The following is a 17,866-nucleotide window of genomic DNA, read 5'->3' on the forward strand; positions in this document are numbered from 1 at the left end:
GATAATAGGCCCATGATAAGGGGTGACTATATAGTAATTCTCCTTTACTCTAACTCTTTACGGGCTATTTTCCCGGCAGCATTTTTGGGTAGCTCATCCATAAATACGACATGCTTAGGTACTTTATATTTGGCAAGTTTGCCATTACAGAATTGGATCACTTCCTGCCCGGTAAGCATGGCTCCTTCTTTAAGGGCGATAAACACCTTGCCTGTCTCTCCCCACTTGGGATCAGGAACACCTACTACGGCTACTTCTTCTACATGGGGATGGGTACGCAGAAAATGCTCTACCTCTGCTGGATATACGTTCTCGCCGCCGCTGATATACATGTTTTTCTTACGGTCTACGATGTAGATATAGCCTTCGGGGTCTACCTGCACTACGTCGCCTGTCTTAAACCAGCCGTCTTGGAGCGCTGCTGCGGTGGCGCTGGGGTTTTGCCAATAACCCGGGGTGACCATGGGGCCTTTAAGCCAGAGTTCGCCGGCCTGGCTGGGTGAGCAGTCTGTACCATCATCGGCTACTACGCGATAATCTACGTAGAAATTGGGCTTGCCTATGGAGCCTTTTTTGCGGACGGCATCGCTGTGGTGAAGGCTGGTGACATTGGGGCCTACTTCTGTAAGGCCATAGCCCTGGCGTATAAGTACGCCTTTATTATGCCAGCGCTCTATGGTGGGTATGGGGAGGGGCTCCCCTCCTACTATAAAGTAGCGTATGCTTTGCAGTGACACGTGGTCAAAGGCGGGGTCGTCGGACATCATTTTGAGCATGGTGGGAACGGCCATGAAGAGGGTGGCTTTCTCTTGCTCGAGGGTATTGAGTACGCCTGCTGCATCAAATTTTTTCATGAGGGTGACGGAGGCGCCGTGGTGGAGAAAGGGGGTGAAGAGTACGTTCCAGCCACCGGTGTGGAAGGGGGGCATACAAACGAGGGTGTGGTCTGCTGAGGTGATATCAAGCCGGGTGGCGGTATTGATGGAGTTCCAGAAGGCCATGCCGTGGGTATAGAGGGCGCCCTTGGGGAAGCCGGTGGTGCCACTGGTGTAGAGGATGAGGAGGGGATCATCTTCTGCTATGGGTGCGGGAGGAAAGGGGACGCCGGGGGTTTCTTCTATGGCTTGCAAAAAGGTATCGGGCTTCATGACGTGCCGTATCTTTCCGAGGCTTTCGTGGCCTTCGAGAAGGGGGAGGTAGTGATCATCGACCATGAAGAGGCCGGGGGTACAGTCATCGAGCATGTAGGCAAGCTCGCGGGTTGCCAGGCGGTAATTGAGTGGTACGAGTACGATGCCGGTCTTTTGTGCGGCAGAAAGGAGTATGGCGTATTCGAGGGAGAAGTCGGCCAGCATGGCGATACGGCTCCCTTTGGTAAGGCCGAGGTGTTGGGTGAGGAAGGAGGCGGCACGGGCGCCTTTCTGGTTAAGCTCTTTGTAGGTAAGGGTACGGCCGTTACCATATTCTTTTACGGCAATCTTCTCGGGGAGGTAGTCTGTCCACCTTTCTATCCAGTCTTTTCGGTATTGGGCCATGTGGGTGTAGCGGGTATGGGTAGAAAATGACCGGCGGAGCACGGGCCCCGCCGGTATTTATATTGGGTTAATGAATCAAAGTCTGAAGGCTGCACTGGCAAAGGACAGTCCTCCGCCGGAGCCTATGAAGACTACAAGATCACCGGGCTTGATCTGCTCTTTTTCCCAGGCTTCATTAAAGGCCATGGGGATGCAGGCGGAGCCGGTATACCCGTAGTAGTGCATGATGGTGGGGGCTTTTTCCCTGGGAAGTCCCAGCAGATCCATGGTGGCGTATATGCTGTTGATATTGATCTGGGTAATGAAAAAGCGGTCAACGTCTTCGGGCTTTTCACCGATACGCTGGCAGAGGTCGCGGATCATGCCGCTCCACATGTCGGGGTTGAGCTCGGTGGGAAAGCGCTTGACGAACTTAAGTTTATGGTCTTTTGCGGTTACCACTTCCTGGTCTACAGGGGTGGCGGTACCTCCGGCATAGATACCCATCCAGTCGCAGTACTGCCCTTCTGTGCGCAGCTCGCTGGCAAGGAATCCTTTTTGGGCTTTGAGGCCTTCACCGGGCACTTCCTCGGCAGTGAGTACGACGGCGCCGGCACCATCGGCAAAGAGGTTGGCGGTTTTTTTGTCGTATTTATCGAGGTATTTGCTCATGACGTAGGCGCCTACGACAAGTACGTTATTGTAGCGGTCGTCTGACCGGATGTACTTGGAGGCCACGTCGAGTGCGGTAACGAAGCCTGCGCAGGCGGTATTGAGGTCAAAGGTGCCGGCCTTTTTGGCCCCGAGGCGGTGCTGCACTTTGCTGGCGGTGCTGGGGCTGATGTACTCAGGGGTATCGGTGGCAACGATAAGGAGGTCGAGCTCTCCGGCTTTTACTCCGGCGCGTTCCAGGGCCTGATGGGCGGCCTTTTCGACAAGGTCGGCAGTACTTTCGTCTTCGGCAGCCCAGCGGCGTTCGTAGATCTGTACATTTTCACGCAGCCAGGTGTCCACGTCCTGTCCCAATAGCTCATTAAAGTAGCTATTGGGCACCACCCGCTCAGGAACGTAGGCGCCAACTGATCGTATGACGGCATTTCGCATAATCTATTGATTTATGGGTGATGAGAAGATTTAACTGATAACGCCTCCGTCTACACTGAGTGTGGCGCCATTGATATAGGCTGCCTCATCTGATGCGAGGAAGAGGTAGGCGTTTGCGATGTCGCGCACGCTACCCATTTTACCAGTGGGTATTTTGGCTTCAATCTGCTGAAGTACCTCTGCGGGTATTTTCTGTGTCATCTCAGTTGCGATAAAGCCTGGTGCTACGGCATTGACGGTAACGCCTTTGCGGCCGAGCTCCCGGGCCCAAACTTTGGTCATGCCTATGACGCCTGCTTTGGTGGCGACGTAGTTGGTCTGGCCGAAGTTGCCATATAGGCCTACGACGGAGCTGGCGCTTACAATGCGGCCGCTGCCTTGTGTTACCATATACTGGGAGAGGACTTTGGTGCAGTTGAAGACGCCTGTGAGGTTCACATCGATGACCTGCTGCCATACCTCTGGTGTCATCTTTTTGAGGCTGGCATCACGTGTGATGCCGGCATTATTGATGAGGATGTCAATACGGCCAAATTTCTCATTGACCTCAGCAGCAGCTTTTTCTACTGCCTCGTATTCGACCGTATTGACTTTTTGGAACTGAACTTCTACGGCATGGGCGGAAGCCAATGAGGTAGCGAGTTCGTTTCCTTTACTCTCATCAAGGTCCCATATGACCACAGTGGCGCCTTCTTCTGCAAATCGTTCGGCGGTGGCTTTACCTATTCCATTGGCTCCACCGGTTATCACGGCCACTTTATTTTCAAGTCTTTTCATGAAATCGTGTATCTGCTATTAGCGGAAATATTTTATTGCTTATTGATGGGTGGCAGGTCTACTCTTAGCTCAAGTGAATAGAGTCTGCCTGTAGGAGGCGCGGCGGTAAACTCACGCTGCTCGGTGTCGAACAGGTTGGTTACCTGACCACTGAGGCGTACCTGGTCGCTGAACTTGTAGCCAAGGCTGACGTCGAATGTGACGAAGCCGCCAAGGGGGCCGTAGTTATAGGCGTCTGCACTGCGGGCATCTTCTACGATGGGTACGCCACGGTATACGAGGTCTTGTGTTTCGGCGGCAATCTGGAAGCTGCTGAAGTAGTCAAACTCCTGTACCCAGCGGGTGAATACGGAACCGAAAACGCGGTCGCCGACATAGTTAAGGGCAAAGCTTGCCTTGTTGCGGGGGGCGTTTACGAGTAGGTCGAGCTTATTCACGACGCCATCGTTATTGAAGTCGTTCTCGAGGTTGTTCTCGTCGGTATCGTAGCCGAAGTAGCTATAGTTCAGGTTGGCACTGAGTGCATCATTGAAGAAGTAGCTAAGGCCGAGGTCGAATCCGTAGGTGTTGAACTTACCGAAGTTGATGTAGGTGGCTACAAGGCCGCCGTATGCCGCATAGCCTGACTGTACGTCTTCGATGGGGGTATCGCCTCTTTGGGTGGTTACTCCTACTACGGTTACGGGGCTAAGGAAGTCTTCGGAAATATTGTAGTAGGCGTTGGCATCCACAAATAGCTTGTTTTTGACAACTACGCCTTTGTATCCGAGCTCGATGGTCTGCAGTTTTTCTACGGTTTGTTTCTCTATTTCGGTACCGTCGGCGAGGGTGAAGCCTTCTGCATTACCGAGGATGAGTCCATTGAAGAGGTCACCGTACATGTTGAGAATGGTGGGTGCGGCGATACCCCGTCCATATGTGAGGCGCACACCGCCAAAGTCTCCACTGTAGACGACGCCTACCTTGGGCAGGAAGTTAAATCCGTACACCTCGTGGTTATCGCCACGGAAAGCACCGGTAAGCTTGAGGCCATTGCCGAATTTATAGTCAAACTGACCGTAAACGCCTACCTGGTCGATGGTGATGTAATCCTCTTCATTTTCATCAAGAAGGTAGGTGCCTTTGGAGTTGGCCATGTCGCGCTGGTACTGGGCACCAATGGTGTAGAAGAATGACTCTTCTATCTGGTTGTTATACTGAATCTCACCGTTCCAGCGGCGGCTATCGTCTTTGAAGAGTGCTCCTGTGGTGTAGCTGAGGGAGTCACGCACAAGGTCTTCAGGGAAACCAAGGTCTGTAAAGGTGTAGTAGGCTTTGGTACGGTCATCTATGGAGTAGGTGTCTTCGGTCTTACTCCATGTGTGGTATACCTGGGCAAACCAATGGTCTGCTACGAGCTTTGCCTGGGCGTAGTAGATGTTCCAGTCGATGATCTGGTTACGGCCTACATTGGTAGGGCTGAGGTATGTGCTGTTAGACGCCCCTCCCTGAAAGATAATGTCTGTTCCGTCTACAGGGGTGTAGTAGAAGGCGGCTTCTCCGCGGTTGAACTCTATGTCGCGATCGAGCATGTACTCGGGATAGCCTTCGGTACCGGGTATGGTATCGCGGTTGATGTATACGGAGTCTACGTACTCGAACTCTTCGGCGGTGGTATGCTCGCCGGTGACTTTAAAGGCCCACTGGTCATTGAATACGTGGGCATAGCGCATGCGGGTGGAGAAGGTGCTCTGGTTACCTACGGTCTGGGCAACGGTAAGGCCTTCGCTGGTGCGGGGGTCTTTGGTAATGGTGTTTACAAGGCCGTTGTGTGCATTGGGACCGAAGAGGGCGGAGTTGGGCCCGAGTACGACTTCTACGCGCTCAATATCTTCTTTGATAACGGTATTGAGGGGTCCCATGGGCAGGCCGGTGGCAATGAGTGAGCTGAAGCGGCCATCGGTTACCTGGAGGTTTTTGCTGTTAAAGTTGCTATTGAATCCGCGCACGTTGATACCGGTACCTACAACACCTGCACGGACGAATTCAACGCCTTTGAGACGGGCGAGCAGCTCACCGGGATTGAAGGTGGGCAGGTTCTGGAGGTCTTGTGCACTGATGGTCTCGATGGTGGCGGGGGTCTCGGTGATCTTCTCAGCACGGCGGGTACCTGATACCACTACTTCATCGAGCTGGGCGAGGTCTTCTTCAAGTGTAATGTCTATTACTGCCCGGTCTCCTACGAGTACTTCGGCGGTCTGGTATCCCAGAAAGCGAAATACGAGTATGGTGGCGGGGTCATTGACGACTATTTCATAACGACCGGTGTTGTCTGTGACGACACCGCGCTGGGTGCCCTTAACAGTGACGGTGACGCCGGGCAGCCCTTCGTCTACCACGTCCACTGATACCCGGCCGGAAACGGTGCGCTCCTGGGCGTAGGCCTGCGTGCCTATAAGGAGCAGGATCAGGAATAATGGTAAAATATACTTCATGTCGTTTGGGTTAATGATGATGGTCTATGGAACAGGTTATTCATTCAAAAATTTGATTACGGTAGTGGCAAATTCTGCCGGCTTTTCGAAGGGCATCATGTGCCCTGCTTCGGGTATCATGACGAGGGTACTGTTGGGTATCTCGCCGGCCCCTTGCTCAGCCACTTTGCGGGTGGTGAGGGTGGGGTGTAAATATCGATTGGGTATGAGCTTATCGCCATCTCCGTAGGCGATAAGGACGGGCATTTGCAAGGCAGAAAGTTTATCGAAAACGGGTGCCTGCAGCATACCGCGTACCCCGGCGGAGACTACGTTCACATAGTGGTCCATAAGGGGTGTGCTGCGTAGGTCCAGCCGGTCTTGTATAAGGTCTTCGGCCCCGGGGGGCATTTCTTCATGAAAGTTGAGGGCAAATGACTGCCGGATAGCCTGCTCGTTCTGGTTTTTCAGAAATTCGGGGGTACTATAGGGTGCGAGGGCGGCTCCTTCCTGGGGGGTGAAGGTCTCGAAGCCGGCAGGTGAGGCAAGTACGAGGCTGCTGACTCTTTGGGGATGCCGGAGGGCCATGAGTATGGCGGTCTGGCCGCCCATGCTGTGCCCGGCGAGTACGGCCTGGTCTATTTGCAGGCTGTCCATGAGGGCGAATACGGTCTCGCCAAAGAACTTGAGAATATTTTGATCGCCAAGCCGGGCGGTGAGGTCGCCGTTCTGGCTGTAGCCGTAGCCGGGAAGGTCTACGGCAATACAGCGGTAGTGGTGTGTAAGGGTGTCGAGGGTAGGCTGCCAGTGTTTTATGTAGCCGCCGAGGCCATGGAGAAAGATGATGGTCTGTGGGCCTTCTCCCTCGTCTATGTAGCCGATGTTGAGGTCGTTAACCTTTATTTCATGAACCTGGTAGCCATAGTCGGGTGTGAACATACGGGCAGAGGCACAATGCATAAGGACAAGAGTTAGGAGGGTTATGAGTGTTTTTTTCATGCGTTTACAGTTGTTTTTGAGGGGGCGTTATTACGGGTGCGAACAACTGCATGTATGAGCAGGGATACAAGTACTGAGCTGCAAATGGCCAGTGCGGCGGCCACTCCCGGGTTACGGACTCCTTCCTGCATGTAGGGTGTGAGGCGGCCGTAGTATACGCTGAAGTGAACGACTACGGCGGTGATAGCGCCTGCAACGGGTACAATGAGGCGGACGTTTTTGACAAAGGTGCCGAAGAGGACTGGAATGAATGCAGCGGAGAAATAGGCGTATACGCCATTTTGTGCGAAGATGCCGACGCTTAGGTCGGGGGCCATCAGCTGCCGGTAGCTGAAGAAGAATGCGAGGAGGGCGAGGCCTACTATGACGAGGCGATTGATGAATACTTCGGGAACGGGTACGTTTTCTTTTCTATTCTTAAAAAATACGGGCAGAAGTATGTCTGCGGTGACGGTGGTACTGAGGGACTGGATAAGGCCCTCGAGTGTGGAAATACCTGCAGAGATAAGCCCCATGATGACGAGGAGTCCGACGGCGACGGTAAATTCCTGTACAACGTAGGCTGATATAATGCCGTCAACGCCTATGGTCTCTCCTGCAATGGTGAGATCGGGAAAGGCGATGCGGGCGTAGAGGCCTGCGGCTACAACAAAGAAGAATAGGACCTCGACAACGATACCGGTAACGAGGAATTTATTGACGTCGCCGTCGCTCTTAAGCAGAAGTGACTTGGTAATGATGTGTGGCTGGCAAACGATGGCAATGCCTACGACTATCTGGCAGAAGACTACCTCGAAAAGATCTCTGAAGAGTGGGCTTTGCTCATTGAGGGGCTTTACGAGCAGTGGGTCTATAGCGGCTAGTTTATCCATAAAGCCGTTGATACCGTCGCGGAAGTGATCAAGGCCTGAGGTGAGGAGCACGACGGCAACGATGATCATGAGGAGGGCCTGTATCATGTTGGTGTAGACCATGGAGTTGGCGCCCCCAAACATCATGTAACCGAAAATAACGGCGACGATGGCGAGGAGGGTGTAGGTCTCGGGGGTATTGAGCATACCGGAGAGGACCTTGGTAAGGCCTACGCAGATGAGGACTACGAAGGTGATGAGCAGCAGACTGAGGAAGGCGAAGAAGGTGGCGAAGGCTTTGTTATTGTATCTGGCGCCAATCCACTGGGCCATGGTGAGGGCTTTGATGGCGTTCCCTACTTTTTTGAAACCTTTGGTGAAGATGACGAGGCTGATGAGTGCGCCCAGGGGGAGCATGATGGCCATGGAGATGATGCCGCTAATGCCGTAGTAGGCGACGAAGCCGGGGTTGATGATAAAGGTGGCGGCGCTGGTCATGGAGGCGGCAAGGGAGAGGCCTACTGCCACGGGGGAGAAGGCTATGCTCCCAACGGCATAGTCGGCTATGCTCTTGGTGCTTCGCGCTCCTCTGATGACGAACCAGAGGGTCATGATCAGATAGAGGGTAATAAGTACCCAGCCTGCGGTTACGAGTTCCTGTGAAGCCATTTAGGCGGTTTATGCTGTTTTATTTATTCAAGGCGAAACGATCTTTCACACAATGACCGTAGAGCCGCATTAAACGTAAGCACACGCCGGGAGGGTGCCTAAAATTACTTGTGAACGGATGGATTTTTTAGGTGAATGAAGGGGTGCGGGGAAAACCTTTAGCGAGGCTGTATCTAAATGACATCGAAGTACTTCATAAGGTCGTCACGGTGGGTTTTGCTTACGGGTATGCTGTGGCCGTCTATGAAAAGGGTGTTGTACTCCATGGCTTCTATCTTGTCTTTATTGACAATGTAGGAGCGATGGACGCGGAGGAAGGTATCGGAGGGAAACTTCTCGGAAATGGCTTTCATGCTGTAGTTGACGAGGTACTTGCTCTTACCGGCATAGACATTGACGTAGATGTCATTGGCCTCTACAAAGAGGATATCTTTGAGAAACACTTTCTGCAGTCTTTTCTGGGACTTGATAAAGATGGCGTCGTTGATGGTGTAGCTGGTTTTTTCGCGGGGTAGCCGGGCTTCGGCGGGCTGTAACTCTCCGGGGCCGGGGTTACGGGCTTTGTATAGTGCAAGCTCGATGGAGGAGCGGAGGGTGTCTTCATTGAAGGGTTTGGCGAGGTAGGCGCCGGGCTCGGTCGGGAGGGCTTTGCTCATGGTATCGCTGTCGCCATGGGCGGTGAGGTAGATGAAGGGTGTTTGAAACTTCTGCCTGATGATACCGCCGACTTCTATGCCGCTGAGGACGCCGGCGAGGTCTATGTCGAGGATGATAAGGTCGGGCTTCTCTTTTTCTATGGCGGGGAGACTTTCTTCTCCGGAATCGGCAGTACCGAGCACATTATACCCGCTTTTTTCCAGCATGAGCTGGAGGTTCTTCGCGACTACGTAGTCGTCTTCAACGATGAATATTCCGGCATTTTTCATAAAATCACTCTAAAACTATTGTATTTTACGCGTTCTACGGTCATTATTTTATAAAAATTTTGTGTCACCCTTGTCTATTACGGTCCGTATTTTACTGTTTACCCTGGCACTTTGGGCTTATGGCCTGGATCCTGTCTATGCACAAACGGAGGCTGATGGGGAGGCTATAATAACCTGCGTAAAGTATCTGCATGATGCAAATGATACCATGAGATTGGAATCTCTCCCTGCAGAGGGGTGGTCTGATGGGTACCCGTATACGCATGAGGGGTCGGTATGGACAGCCATGGAGATCGTGAATGAGGGCAACACGAATGCGGAGGTGGTGCTGCCGGTGGGAAACATACCGGTGGCGGTGCTTTACCTGCCGGATGGAAGGAAGCTGCGTACGGGAGTGTTTTTGCCTGTGGAAGAAAGAAGTTACGCTTTTCACAGTCCTATATTCAGCTTTACGGTAGCCCCTGGCAGGCATTCATACTTTATGAAGCTGCAGACTAAGGGACGGATAGCGCCCCCGCAGTCATTTACGGCAGAGCTGATACCGGCAAAGGCGCAGCTACAGGCGGAGCGCAACCGGCTGTTTAGCCAGGGGCTGTTTATCGGGATCATCCTGGTGATGGCGCTGTATAATTTCTCTCTTTACCTGACGGTGCGGGACATCAGCTACCTGTACTATGTGCTGTCGATCATGGGCATAGGGCTATACTTTATGTTTTACTATGGCTTTACGCGGGAGTATCTGTGGCCGGGGGCTCCTGTGTGGGATGCGTATAGTTTTGCCTTCATTGTGCCGCTTACGGGGCTGGCAAGGATCATGTTTACGCGGAGTTACCTGCATACGTCTAGGCTGCTTCCCCTGGCGGATAAGTTTCTGAAATTACTTTTTGTGCTGTACATGGTGCCGCTGGGGATGGGGGGGGGCTGCCTGCTGCTAGGCTTGCCGTGGTATGAGGGGATCATTGATGTGATAGGGGTACTGGGCACGATGGTGCTGGCTACGATGCTGGTGGCGGGGGTGATAACGTGGTACGGGGGCTATACGCCGGCGCTGTTTTTCACGCTGGCGAATGTGCTGTTTGTGCTGGGGACAAATGTGTTCATCTTTAAGGAGATGGGGCTGTATGAGGACAACTTTGTAAGTCGCTATGCGGCGCAGGTGGGGGTGATCGCGCAGGTGGTGCTGTTTAGCCTGGGGTTGGCCTATCGCCTGAAACGGGCACGGCAGGAGGCGGCGGAACAGAAGCTGGCGGCGAAACGGATGGAGCTGGAAAAGGAGGCGGAGAGAAAGCAGCTTATCGAAAAGCAGAAGGCTGAACTGGAGCGGACAGTGGCGGAGCGGACGCAGGAGCTTCGGGAGTCTATCGACCGGCTGCAGGAATCTGAAACGGGGCTGCGGCAACTGAATAAGGTGAAGGATAAGCTGTTTTCGGTGGTATCGCATGACTTACGTGGGCCGGTGGCTACGCTGGACAGCTTTATCAATATTATTACGCACCATGCGGCGAGCGTGACGCCTGAGGAGCTGCTGCTGCTAAGCGGCAAGACGCGGCAGTCGGTAAATAACCTGTCTTTTTTACTGGATAACCTGCTGAACTGGTCTCGCTCGCAGATGGGGACGCTGGTGTATAACCCGGAGAGCTTTACGCTGCGGGAGGTGGTGCAGCAAAATATAGAGCTGCACACGCCGGTGGCGGAGACGAAGAAGATCACGCTGGTGGCTAATGTGCACCCGCAACTGGCGGTAGTGGCGGACCGAAGCATGACGGACTTTATTATCCGTAACCTGCTGAGTAATGCGATCAAGTTTACGAAACCGTATGGCACGGTGAAGATATCGGCTGCTATGGCGGATGAGCAGGTGCAGGTGATGGTGACGGATACGGGCATAGGTATGCCACAGGAGACGCTGGACCGGATAATGGAGCCGGAGAGTACGTACAGTACGCGGGGTACGCATAAGGAGCCTGGTACGGGCCTGGGCCTGCTGCTGGTGAAGGAGTTCCTGGAAAAACATGGAGCGGTGCTGTGCGTGGAGAGCCGGGAGGGTGAGGGCTCATCATTCAGTTTCCTGATGTCGAAGGACCGTGAGGTGATGGTGGTGGATGAGGTGTATTAGGCTTATCGGCCATCGGGGCAAACCTCTCTCCTATCTTGAAAAAATTTAATATACTTACGGGGTACTGTTACAGAAACCTTATAGGATGGGTATAGGGATGGTATAGGATACACGAAGTAGTTACGGAGAAGAGGCGAAGGAGAAACGAAGCAGTTCGATGTGGATAACTCCAGTGGAGTGTATGGCGAGAAGATGTGAAGCTAGGGTATTTATTAGAAAAGTGCAAACTTACTTTAAGGGGTCTTATTGGCAGGGTCCCCCTTAGTGAGTATTTTTTTCTCAATACCTTGAAAGTGAAAATATCATAAAGAATATTGATGCGAATACTAGACTACCCATCAGAATACCCATTAACAAAGGGAACCTGACTTTACCAACCTCTCTATGCCTCTTGACATAAACTTTATCAAACAAAAGAACCCCTATGCCAGCTGATGCGCCTATTACTGCGACACTAAATGAAGAAAGGTTAATTCCCAGGGAGAAAAAAACAGCATTGACCAACGCAAGAATTATATAGCCAAGAATTTGCATCAACCACAATATGGCTGCAGTCCGGCCATTTTTAAACTTTTGAAAAGGGCCGTAGCATATCTTAAATAAAAGGTCCAATAATAACATTCTTTCCTATACGCTAAAGTCCTCTTTTAAAACCTTTGTAAGCAGAATGAATGAAAAGCATGGGAGCACTGCAAAAAAGTTTATTTTCAAAGTCGTCTTCGGGAACTGCAATTACGTATTTACTAATACGGCCGGGGTTATCCTTACCTTCTGCGGATTTGTTATCATTCAAGGGCAGTGAGCCACTGAAGGAGGGTTAATCTATATTTTCGAAATCTGTTTCATACTCACTGAGATCTGTTCCTGTATCTGGTGAAAGATTTAGGTAGCCTCTGACCAGCTCCCTGTTCATTTTTCTGTTTTCGAACATTGCTTCCCTTTCTTCAACATCAATAAAATCATTCTTTTGGAAAGGGTGGTATTCCAGATAGAACCTATGAGCTACAACCGGCTGATTATTGAATTCTATCAGAATGGAATCTGTTGAAAATTCGAGTACTTTACATAGAGGGGACTTGTCCTGAAGGTTGTTATCATAGGTGTTGACCATCTGCCTATCTAACACATAATTCATGGAGGGGTATTCTCCTGCTTCATCAAAGTAGAAGGTAAATCTATCATCCCTAAAAAACCATTCGTGATATACGCTGTCTTTATCGAAGAAGTACCAGGAGCCTTCTAAGCTGACCGCGCCGGGACTGCAACGGCTAAATAGTACCAGGCAAAGCCATGTGGATAAAATCAGGCTGTTTTTATTTTTCATGTGAATTAGGTCTTTACTATTAATAACTCACGGAAAACTTATGCATGAAGTTCTAGTATGTAAGGAATGAGGTTATTTGTTGGTCCGTGGGCCATAATATAGGGAGTAAGGCCTTTGGTTATATGGTACAAAGGCAAAACCTCGCCAAACTGGATTTTCATGCCCTCAAAGCCCTTCTAACAATTAAGGTTTCTTTTAAAAAGAACTACACCTTCAACTTACCTTAGATAAAGCTGATGTGTTTGCCATAATAGAACATACATATGATTACAATAGCTAATGAGGCAAACACTGAGAATATCGATAAAACTGCGCTCAGAACGAGATAAGGTCTCGAAACTGTCCTTTGGACTCGACGACTAATTTCGATCTTTCGTTTTCACGTAAATGGACCTTAAAAAGAAATAATTACTACAAAGTAGCCCAGCCCATATGGGAAGGAAAAAACCTTATAAATGCTTAACTGCATGGCAATTAGCACTGAATACACAAACGCCACAGAGATAAATGAAGAAAACATCCAAAAAAGAAAAACAGCCCTTTCATCTCTGTGCCCTCGCTTTAAAGTTGCGCAATAAAATTTATGATAGAACCAATCTAAAACCTTCATTAACATAAATCTCTCAACATCCCCTAAATTTTTACGAAGCAAAAGAATTATTAACAGCTTCTACCAAGCTCAATCTCCTGAGACGAATAGACCGCACCGTAAAAGTAAACTCACTTGTCTTCAGCTCACTCGGTTGTCTATGGCTACACCTCAATCAACACCATGCAGATATACTATTTGAATTATCGGAATTCTATAGATGATGTCACCCTGAAAATCACTCTCGTCAATACTGTACAGGAAACCCTTCATGCTCTCCACATCTCTTGTCAAGTCACCATTACTTACGATATTTTGAAGAGCGCCATTTATTTTTTCAATATTACCCTCATGGTAATATTTCTTCGAGGCCTTTTCATACGCCTCAAAACTCAAATATGAATAGGAAGGTGACTCAAAGTAAAATGATTTCTGCCCTAGTTTTTCACTTATCTGATTAATGTCGAGGCTAAGGCTATCGGCAATCAACTGTCTTATTAAGATTAGGTAGGCTTCCCTGGCTATTGAATGGATGTAGCCGGCCTCCAGAAGAACGGCTTCAAATTTTTCATATAGCCTTTTCGGGTCATTCATATCCGGAACAAACCCATCACTATTAAACGGCTCACTATAAACTGAGTCTATATATCTTTCATATTGATAAGTATATTCACTCTGCTCGCAGGAGAAAGCAAACAAACAAAATACAATGATTATTCTACTCATGTTTCAGTGGCTTACGATCAATCTGTCATCTTTGACGAGCGGGAGAGGCTGGTAATTGCTTACCGCTGTAAATGTTGCCTTAGAAGCGCTCGACTTTTTTGCCTACATACAGGGGGCCTATACGGGTAGTACGCACACGGTGTGTTTTTCTGAAACCGGCTTTTTCTATACCACGGATGGAGGGGGTGTTTTCGGGACTCACAAGAATGTATACTTCTTTATGGCTTTGCAGCAGCTCTTTATAGATGTGCACAAGCATGTAGGGATAGATGCCCATGCCACGACAGCTATCATCTGTATGGCAGTCACCTATCACGGGAAATCCGTACTTCCCGATAGTTTTGAGAAAATGTGTGGCATAAAACACGTTACTTCTATGCACCTGGTTGCCATCCAGAAAAAGCCGGTAAGAAACTTTATCCTTACTATCCTGCACTAGCCTGATTTTAGCCGTATCCTTATCAAACCTGACGGCCGGACTGGGATGATTATCTGCGGCTGTGACGACATAGATGAGCTGATCTATCTTTACAGGGCGTAGCTTTCTTACCAGGGCATTCATCGGAATAGCTTTAGTGCTTTTGAAACCAATACTTTATGGCGCTTAAAGTAGGGCAACGCTTTGTCGTAGGCCTTGAAGAGCAGGGGGCTCAACACCCAATATCTGGGCTCATAAAACGCTACATGGCGGCCATTAAAGCCTTCTTTGAAGCGGGTAACGCCGGGGCTACCTCCTACTGAAATATCGTAAAATCTGTAGCCTTTCTCTATGGAAAGCTTCAGCATTTCGTTATGCAGAAAGTGGCCCACTTTGAGGTCTCTTTCTTCTCTGATGGTACCTCCGGAAACGTAGGTAAGCCTTTTACCGACATTAAAAATGATAAGGGCGCCGAGCATTTTGCCTTCAAATTCGCAGTAAGGCATCATACACATTCCCTTTTCCATCATGCCGAGGAGAGTGTCTTTAAAGTCTTCCCAGGCTCTCACGCTATAGCCCTGGGTTTCGCCATTGTGCTCGAGCAGGTGATAGGTTTCCTCTACCTTTTCGGGGGTGGTGGCAAACTTCAACTCCAGGCCGTTTTTGCTGGCCTTTTTAACATTCCGTTTGGTATTTTTATTAAAGCTGCCGTATACATAGTCGTAGGGCTCGCCTTCCTGGTCATATCGGATAAGGACGGAACGAAAACCATTAATGGAAGAGATGCCACGGGCTTTATCGCCTTCGTATGCCCCCCTCAGGGCAGAAAGTGCACTGGTATCGACGCTCAATCCGTGCTGAATAAGCGCCGTTCCCGGATCGGTGAACAGGGGCATATTTACCTGGCAAAAGATGGCTTTTTTCTCAATAGCCCTTTGCTTAAAGGCTTCAAGGATATCGTTTAACACCTCTTCATACCCATCTGCAATGACGGGGCCACAGGGGCAGCAATAGCCCTTGAACATAGCCACTTTAGAGATGACGACTCCGAGCCCTGCTACGAGATTACCGTCACTATCACGCACAGTGAGTAATTCATAGCCGAAGCCATAGCGGGTATAGGAGGTTAGCCAATGACTTACCTGCAGGTAATGCCCGCGGGGTGTGGCCTGTAAAAAGCTGTCCCACTCATCAAGTTCTTTCTTACTTTTTGTCCACTCAAACTTATACATGCCTGATATACCGTATGGGTAGTTCGCTGTTTCGTGCTTTAATTTTATTATCTGCCGGATCGAGAAAGTATTCCATCTCCAGCACCTTCTTGTAGTGAGCGATAAGCTCACTCAAGGTTGGGTTCCAAAGCTCCCTATTGCTAATCTTTTTACCGAGGTATGCAATGTTCTCCTTATTTTTTTCGGAAACCTTTCCCCCGGCAAAGAGTCGCCCCTGCTGGTATGAGAGGGGGGAGCTAAAGTAGCAATGTACGGTGATTGCCCCCTTTTCGCGTATGAGGAGATCAATATTTTCGGGGGAGAAAACGGACTCAAAATCAGTTACCTCGGTGGTTTGAAAGAAGTAGAATAGTTTATCCCCTACCTTATGGGTGAAGATATAGGGGGCAAATCTTGCCCAGCGAAAGGGCTGATGTCTCTTTTTGTGATTTACGAGGAAGGACATCACGTAGCCAAGGGTACTAAACAGGTCTTTGAGAAGACGGGGTATGAGTCTGGCTTTCTTCTTTTGCAACACCTGCTTTATACGGCCTGAAATGCTTTTATAGGTCTCTATTTCCTTTTCTCCACCGTGGTAGAACAGGATGGTTCGGAAGAGAAAGAAAAGACCCGTTTTGTTATGGGCCTGTAGCCTGGCAATGGTGAAGTGCTGTGGGTTTAGCTGATTCAGGCAGCCCTTTCGGGCCTGGCCCGCATCCAGGTAGTTCCATAAGTGGCGTATCCCCTTCGCAGAGAGGTTATCGGCCCATTGGGCCGGGGAAAAGCCTGAGGAGTGGAGCTTTGTATAGTTGTAGGGTTGTTTGCCATGGTCTATCCAGGTGTTCACAGGAGGCTCTACAGGGCTGCGAAAGGAGCTGAATTCTTCTCTTGCGGCTTCTTTGCTCCGGAGGGACTGGGTAAGGGAATGATAGGCAAGCTCATGTCCGGCAGCCTTAAATGCGGTAACGGGGCCGGGCTCTCTTTCATAAGAGGCATTGTCTGCACGCTTGGAGTAGTGGTGGAGAAAAAACCCTTTAGTGACTGTAATGCCATGTTCTTTAAAGAAAGCCAATTGCTTATTGAGGTCGGCCTCGGTGTCAAAGTCGCAGTGGTCAGTGAAGCAGACGATAGGGGTAAATGGTATGGCTGAACGGCTAAACTCAGGCACTTCATCTTTTGAAAACAGCAACCCTAACTGGTAGCTATCTGTAGTAAAGGTCTGGGTGAACCTGTGGGCTCCCTTATGGTCGAACTGAAAGAGGGGAGTGAGCTGAATATCGTTAAGCACCCAGGTAAGGAGGGTGTTATTGCTTCCGCCCAGTGACCAAAGGCCGATATTGCGGGTACTCACCACATGGGTACCATCAGCAAGCACCAGCACCTTTGGGGAGTGCTCATTGGCTACATATTCTCCACCCTGTGCTATGTCACACCACTGATAGGTGACATCTCTGTATGCCTTTACGGGCTGGTCGAACTCTATGCAAAAAGACAGAGCGCTTACCTCTCCTTTAATTTTTTCTGACAGACTGATATGGGCCTCTTGCCCTTGGGTATTGCAGGAAAGCTCAAAAAATGCCTGCTGCTCCGCATCCTGTAAAAAGCACCGTTTTATCATTAGCTGATGATGACAATCCCTCCTCGAACAGGGAGTGGATTGACCGCCCCCTCTACAGCGGTCAAAGGTAGGAAAATTTATTGAGCTACGAGTTTAAGAAGCCCACGGCTAGTGGCGTAGCCGGGAATAAGATCATGACAAGAGCATAAGGACACGCTTCAGGCTGCCAATGGTGCCCGGTATAGATAGTATGCAAGGGCTTTGCCTTGTAGGCTATGCTATTAAGTCAAGCATATTTAAAAGAGTAAACAAGTAAAAAGCCTCCGCCGAACAACAAAACAAAACCTATCACATAATATACTAGTCTAAACGAATGGAAACTTACTTCCCTTCCTTTTTTAATGTATATGTCATGAAAAAACTTCATACTGAGAGCATAAAATAGCACTTCTGAGATAACAAATCCTAAAATTGAAATTGTATCAAAGAAACTTGACCCTGCCAAGGCAAATAAATATGAGCTAATGAATAACAAGATACAACTCATTGACATACTCAAAGGAATCAAAGCCCCTCCTTTTCCCATAGTTCCAAACTTGACCAGATAAATATAAAAAGACTTAAAAAGTAT

The 17,866-nt window shown here is 49.7% G+C and carries 14 protein-coding genes; 1 reads left to right on the top strand and 13 read right to left on the bottom strand.

The genetic code is table 11. The features are described 5' to 3' along the window. Positions 1–44: 44 nt before the first annotated feature. From AB9P05_RS05305 to AB9P05_RS05335, 7 genes are all read right to left on the bottom strand, one after another. The gene (locus tag AB9P05_RS05305; protein ID WP_371907769.1) at positions 45–1,535 is read right to left on the bottom strand and encodes a class I adenylate-forming enzyme family protein; all 1,491 of its coding nucleotides are present in this window, start codon (positions 1,533–1,535) and stop codon (positions 45–47) included. A gap of 75 nt (positions 1,536–1,610) precedes the next feature. After that, positions 1,611–2,618 carry a 3-oxoacyl-ACP synthase III family protein gene (locus AB9P05_RS05310; protein ID WP_371907770.1) on the bottom strand — a complete coding sequence of 336 codons (1,008 nt, stop codon included), beginning with the start codon at positions 2,616–2,618 and terminating at the stop codon, positions 1,611–1,613. A gap of 30 nt (positions 2,619–2,648) precedes the next feature. Continuing rightward, positions 2,649–3,395, bottom strand: a complete 747-nt coding sequence (locus AB9P05_RS05315; protein WP_371907771.1) for a beta-ketoacyl-ACP reductase — start codon at positions 3,393–3,395, stop codon at positions 2,649–2,651. Positions 3,396–3,427: 32 nt separating this feature from the next. Further along, on the bottom strand, positions 3,428–5,869 hold the full coding sequence (locus AB9P05_RS05320) for a TonB-dependent receptor domain-containing protein (RefSeq protein WP_371907772.1): 2,442 nt from the start codon (positions 5,867–5,869) through the stop codon (positions 3,428–3,430). A gap of 36 nt (positions 5,870–5,905) precedes the next feature. Continuing rightward, the gene (locus AB9P05_RS05325; RefSeq protein ID WP_371907773.1) at positions 5,906–6,847 is read right to left on the bottom strand and encodes an alpha/beta fold hydrolase; all 942 of its coding nucleotides are present in this window, start codon (positions 6,845–6,847) and stop codon (positions 5,906–5,908) included. Then, entirely contained in the window at positions 6,844–8,367 is a 1,524-nt protein-coding gene (locus AB9P05_RS05330; RefSeq protein WP_371907774.1) for a sodium/pantothenate symporter, read from the bottom strand. The genes AB9P05_RS05325 and AB9P05_RS05330 overlap by 4 nt, the downstream gene beginning before the upstream one ends. Positions 8,368–8,540: 173 nt before the next feature. Further along, a complete protein-coding gene (locus AB9P05_RS05335) occupies positions 8,541–9,293 on the bottom strand; it encodes a LytR/AlgR family response regulator transcription factor (protein WP_371907775.1) in 753 nt (250 codons plus the stop codon). A 70-nt stretch (positions 9,294–9,363) separates the two neighbouring features. Between AB9P05_RS05335 and AB9P05_RS05340 the strand changes: the two genes are divergently transcribed. Further along, the gene (locus AB9P05_RS05340) at positions 9,364–11,409 is read left to right on the top strand and encodes a 7TM diverse intracellular signaling domain-containing protein (RefSeq protein WP_371907776.1); all 2,046 of its coding nucleotides are present in this window, start codon (positions 9,364–9,366) and stop codon (positions 11,407–11,409) included. A 279-nt stretch (positions 11,410–11,688) separates the two neighbouring features. Here AB9P05_RS05340 and AB9P05_RS05345 read toward each other — a convergent pair whose 3' ends face one another. The 6 genes from AB9P05_RS05345 to AB9P05_RS05370 all read right to left on the bottom strand — a co-directional run bounded on the left by AB9P05_RS05345 (position 11,689) and on the right by AB9P05_RS05370 (position 17,295). Next, complete coding sequence (locus AB9P05_RS05345; RefSeq protein ID WP_371907777.1) at positions 11,689–12,030, bottom strand: hypothetical protein; 342 nt, start codon at positions 12,028–12,030, stop codon at positions 11,689–11,691. A 196-nt stretch (positions 12,031–12,226) separates the two neighbouring features. Continuing rightward, positions 12,227–12,733 (bottom strand): hypothetical protein, encoded by a 507-nt coding sequence (locus tag AB9P05_RS05350; protein ID WP_371907778.1) that lies wholly within the window; start codon positions 12,731–12,733, stop codon positions 12,227–12,229. Positions 12,734–13,493: 760 nt separating this feature from the next. Next, positions 13,494–14,048, bottom strand: coding sequence for a hypothetical protein (locus tag AB9P05_RS05355; RefSeq protein ID WP_371907779.1), 555 nt, complete (start codon positions 14,046–14,048; stop codon positions 13,494–13,496). 79 nt (positions 14,049–14,127) lie between these two features. Beyond that, entirely contained in the window at positions 14,128–14,610 is a 483-nt protein-coding gene (locus AB9P05_RS05360) for a hypothetical protein (RefSeq protein WP_371907780.1), read from the bottom strand. Continuing rightward, on the bottom strand, positions 14,607–15,698 hold the full coding sequence (locus AB9P05_RS05365) for a lipid II:glycine glycyltransferase FemX (RefSeq protein WP_371907781.1): 1,092 nt from the start codon (positions 15,696–15,698) through the stop codon (positions 14,607–14,609). The genes AB9P05_RS05360 and AB9P05_RS05365 overlap by 4 nt, the downstream gene beginning before the upstream one ends. Continuing rightward, entirely contained in the window at positions 15,691–17,295 is a 1,605-nt protein-coding gene (locus AB9P05_RS05370) for a hypothetical protein (RefSeq protein ID WP_371907782.1), read from the bottom strand. The genes AB9P05_RS05365 and AB9P05_RS05370 overlap by 8 nt, the downstream gene beginning before the upstream one ends. Positions 17,296–17,866 lie beyond the last annotated feature (571 nt).

Source organism: Roseivirga sp. BDSF3-8 (genome assembly GCF_041449215.1).
GTDB lineage: Bacteria > Bacteroidota > Bacteroidia > Cytophagales > Cyclobacteriaceae > JBGNFV01.

What these genes read in the sequence shown, in the direction of transcription:
- AB9P05_RS05305 (WP_371907769.1), bottom strand. Translation starts at nt 1,535, where the DNA reads ATGGCCCAATACCGAAAAGACTGGATAGAAAGGTGGACAGACTACCTC.
- AB9P05_RS05310 (WP_371907770.1), bottom strand. Translation starts at nt 2,618, where the DNA reads ATGCGAAATGCCGTCATACGATCAGTTGGCGCCTACGTTCCTGAGCGG.
- AB9P05_RS05315 (WP_371907771.1), bottom strand. Translation starts at nt 3,395, where the DNA reads ATGAAAAGACTTGAAAATAAAGTGGCCGTGATAACCGGTGGAGCCAAT.
- AB9P05_RS05320 (WP_371907772.1), bottom strand. Translation starts at nt 5,869, where the DNA reads ATGAAGTATATTTTACCATTATTCCTGATCCTGCTCCTTATAGGCACG.
- AB9P05_RS05325 (WP_371907773.1), bottom strand. Translation starts at nt 6,847, where the DNA reads ATGAAAAAAACACTCATAACCCTCCTAACTCTTGTCCTTATGCATTGT.
- AB9P05_RS05330 (WP_371907774.1), bottom strand. Translation starts at nt 8,367, where the DNA reads ATGGCTTCACAGGAACTCGTAACCGCAGGCTGGGTACTTATTACCCTC.
- AB9P05_RS05335 (WP_371907775.1), bottom strand. Translation starts at nt 9,293, where the DNA reads ATGAAAAATGCCGGAATATTCATCGTTGAAGACGACTACGTAGTCGCG.
- AB9P05_RS05345 (WP_371907777.1), bottom strand. Translation starts at nt 12,030, where the DNA reads ATGTTATTATTGGACCTTTTATTTAAGATATGCTACGGCCCTTTTCAA.
- AB9P05_RS05350 (WP_371907778.1), bottom strand. Translation starts at nt 12,733, where the DNA reads ATGAAAAATAAAAACAGCCTGATTTTATCCACATGGCTTTGCCTGGTA.
- AB9P05_RS05355 (WP_371907779.1), bottom strand. Translation starts at nt 14,048, where the DNA reads ATGAGTAGAATAATCATTGTATTTTGTTTGTTTGCTTTCTCCTGCGAG.
- AB9P05_RS05360 (WP_371907780.1), bottom strand. Translation starts at nt 14,610, where the DNA reads ATGAATGCCCTGGTAAGAAAGCTACGCCCTGTAAAGATAGATCAGCTC.
- AB9P05_RS05365 (WP_371907781.1), bottom strand. Translation starts at nt 15,698, where the DNA reads ATGTATAAGTTTGAGTGGACAAAAAGTAAGAAAGAACTTGATGAGTGG.
- AB9P05_RS05370 (WP_371907782.1), bottom strand. Translation starts at nt 17,295, where the DNA reads ATGATAAAACGGTGCTTTTTACAGGATGCGGAGCAGCAGGCATTTTTT.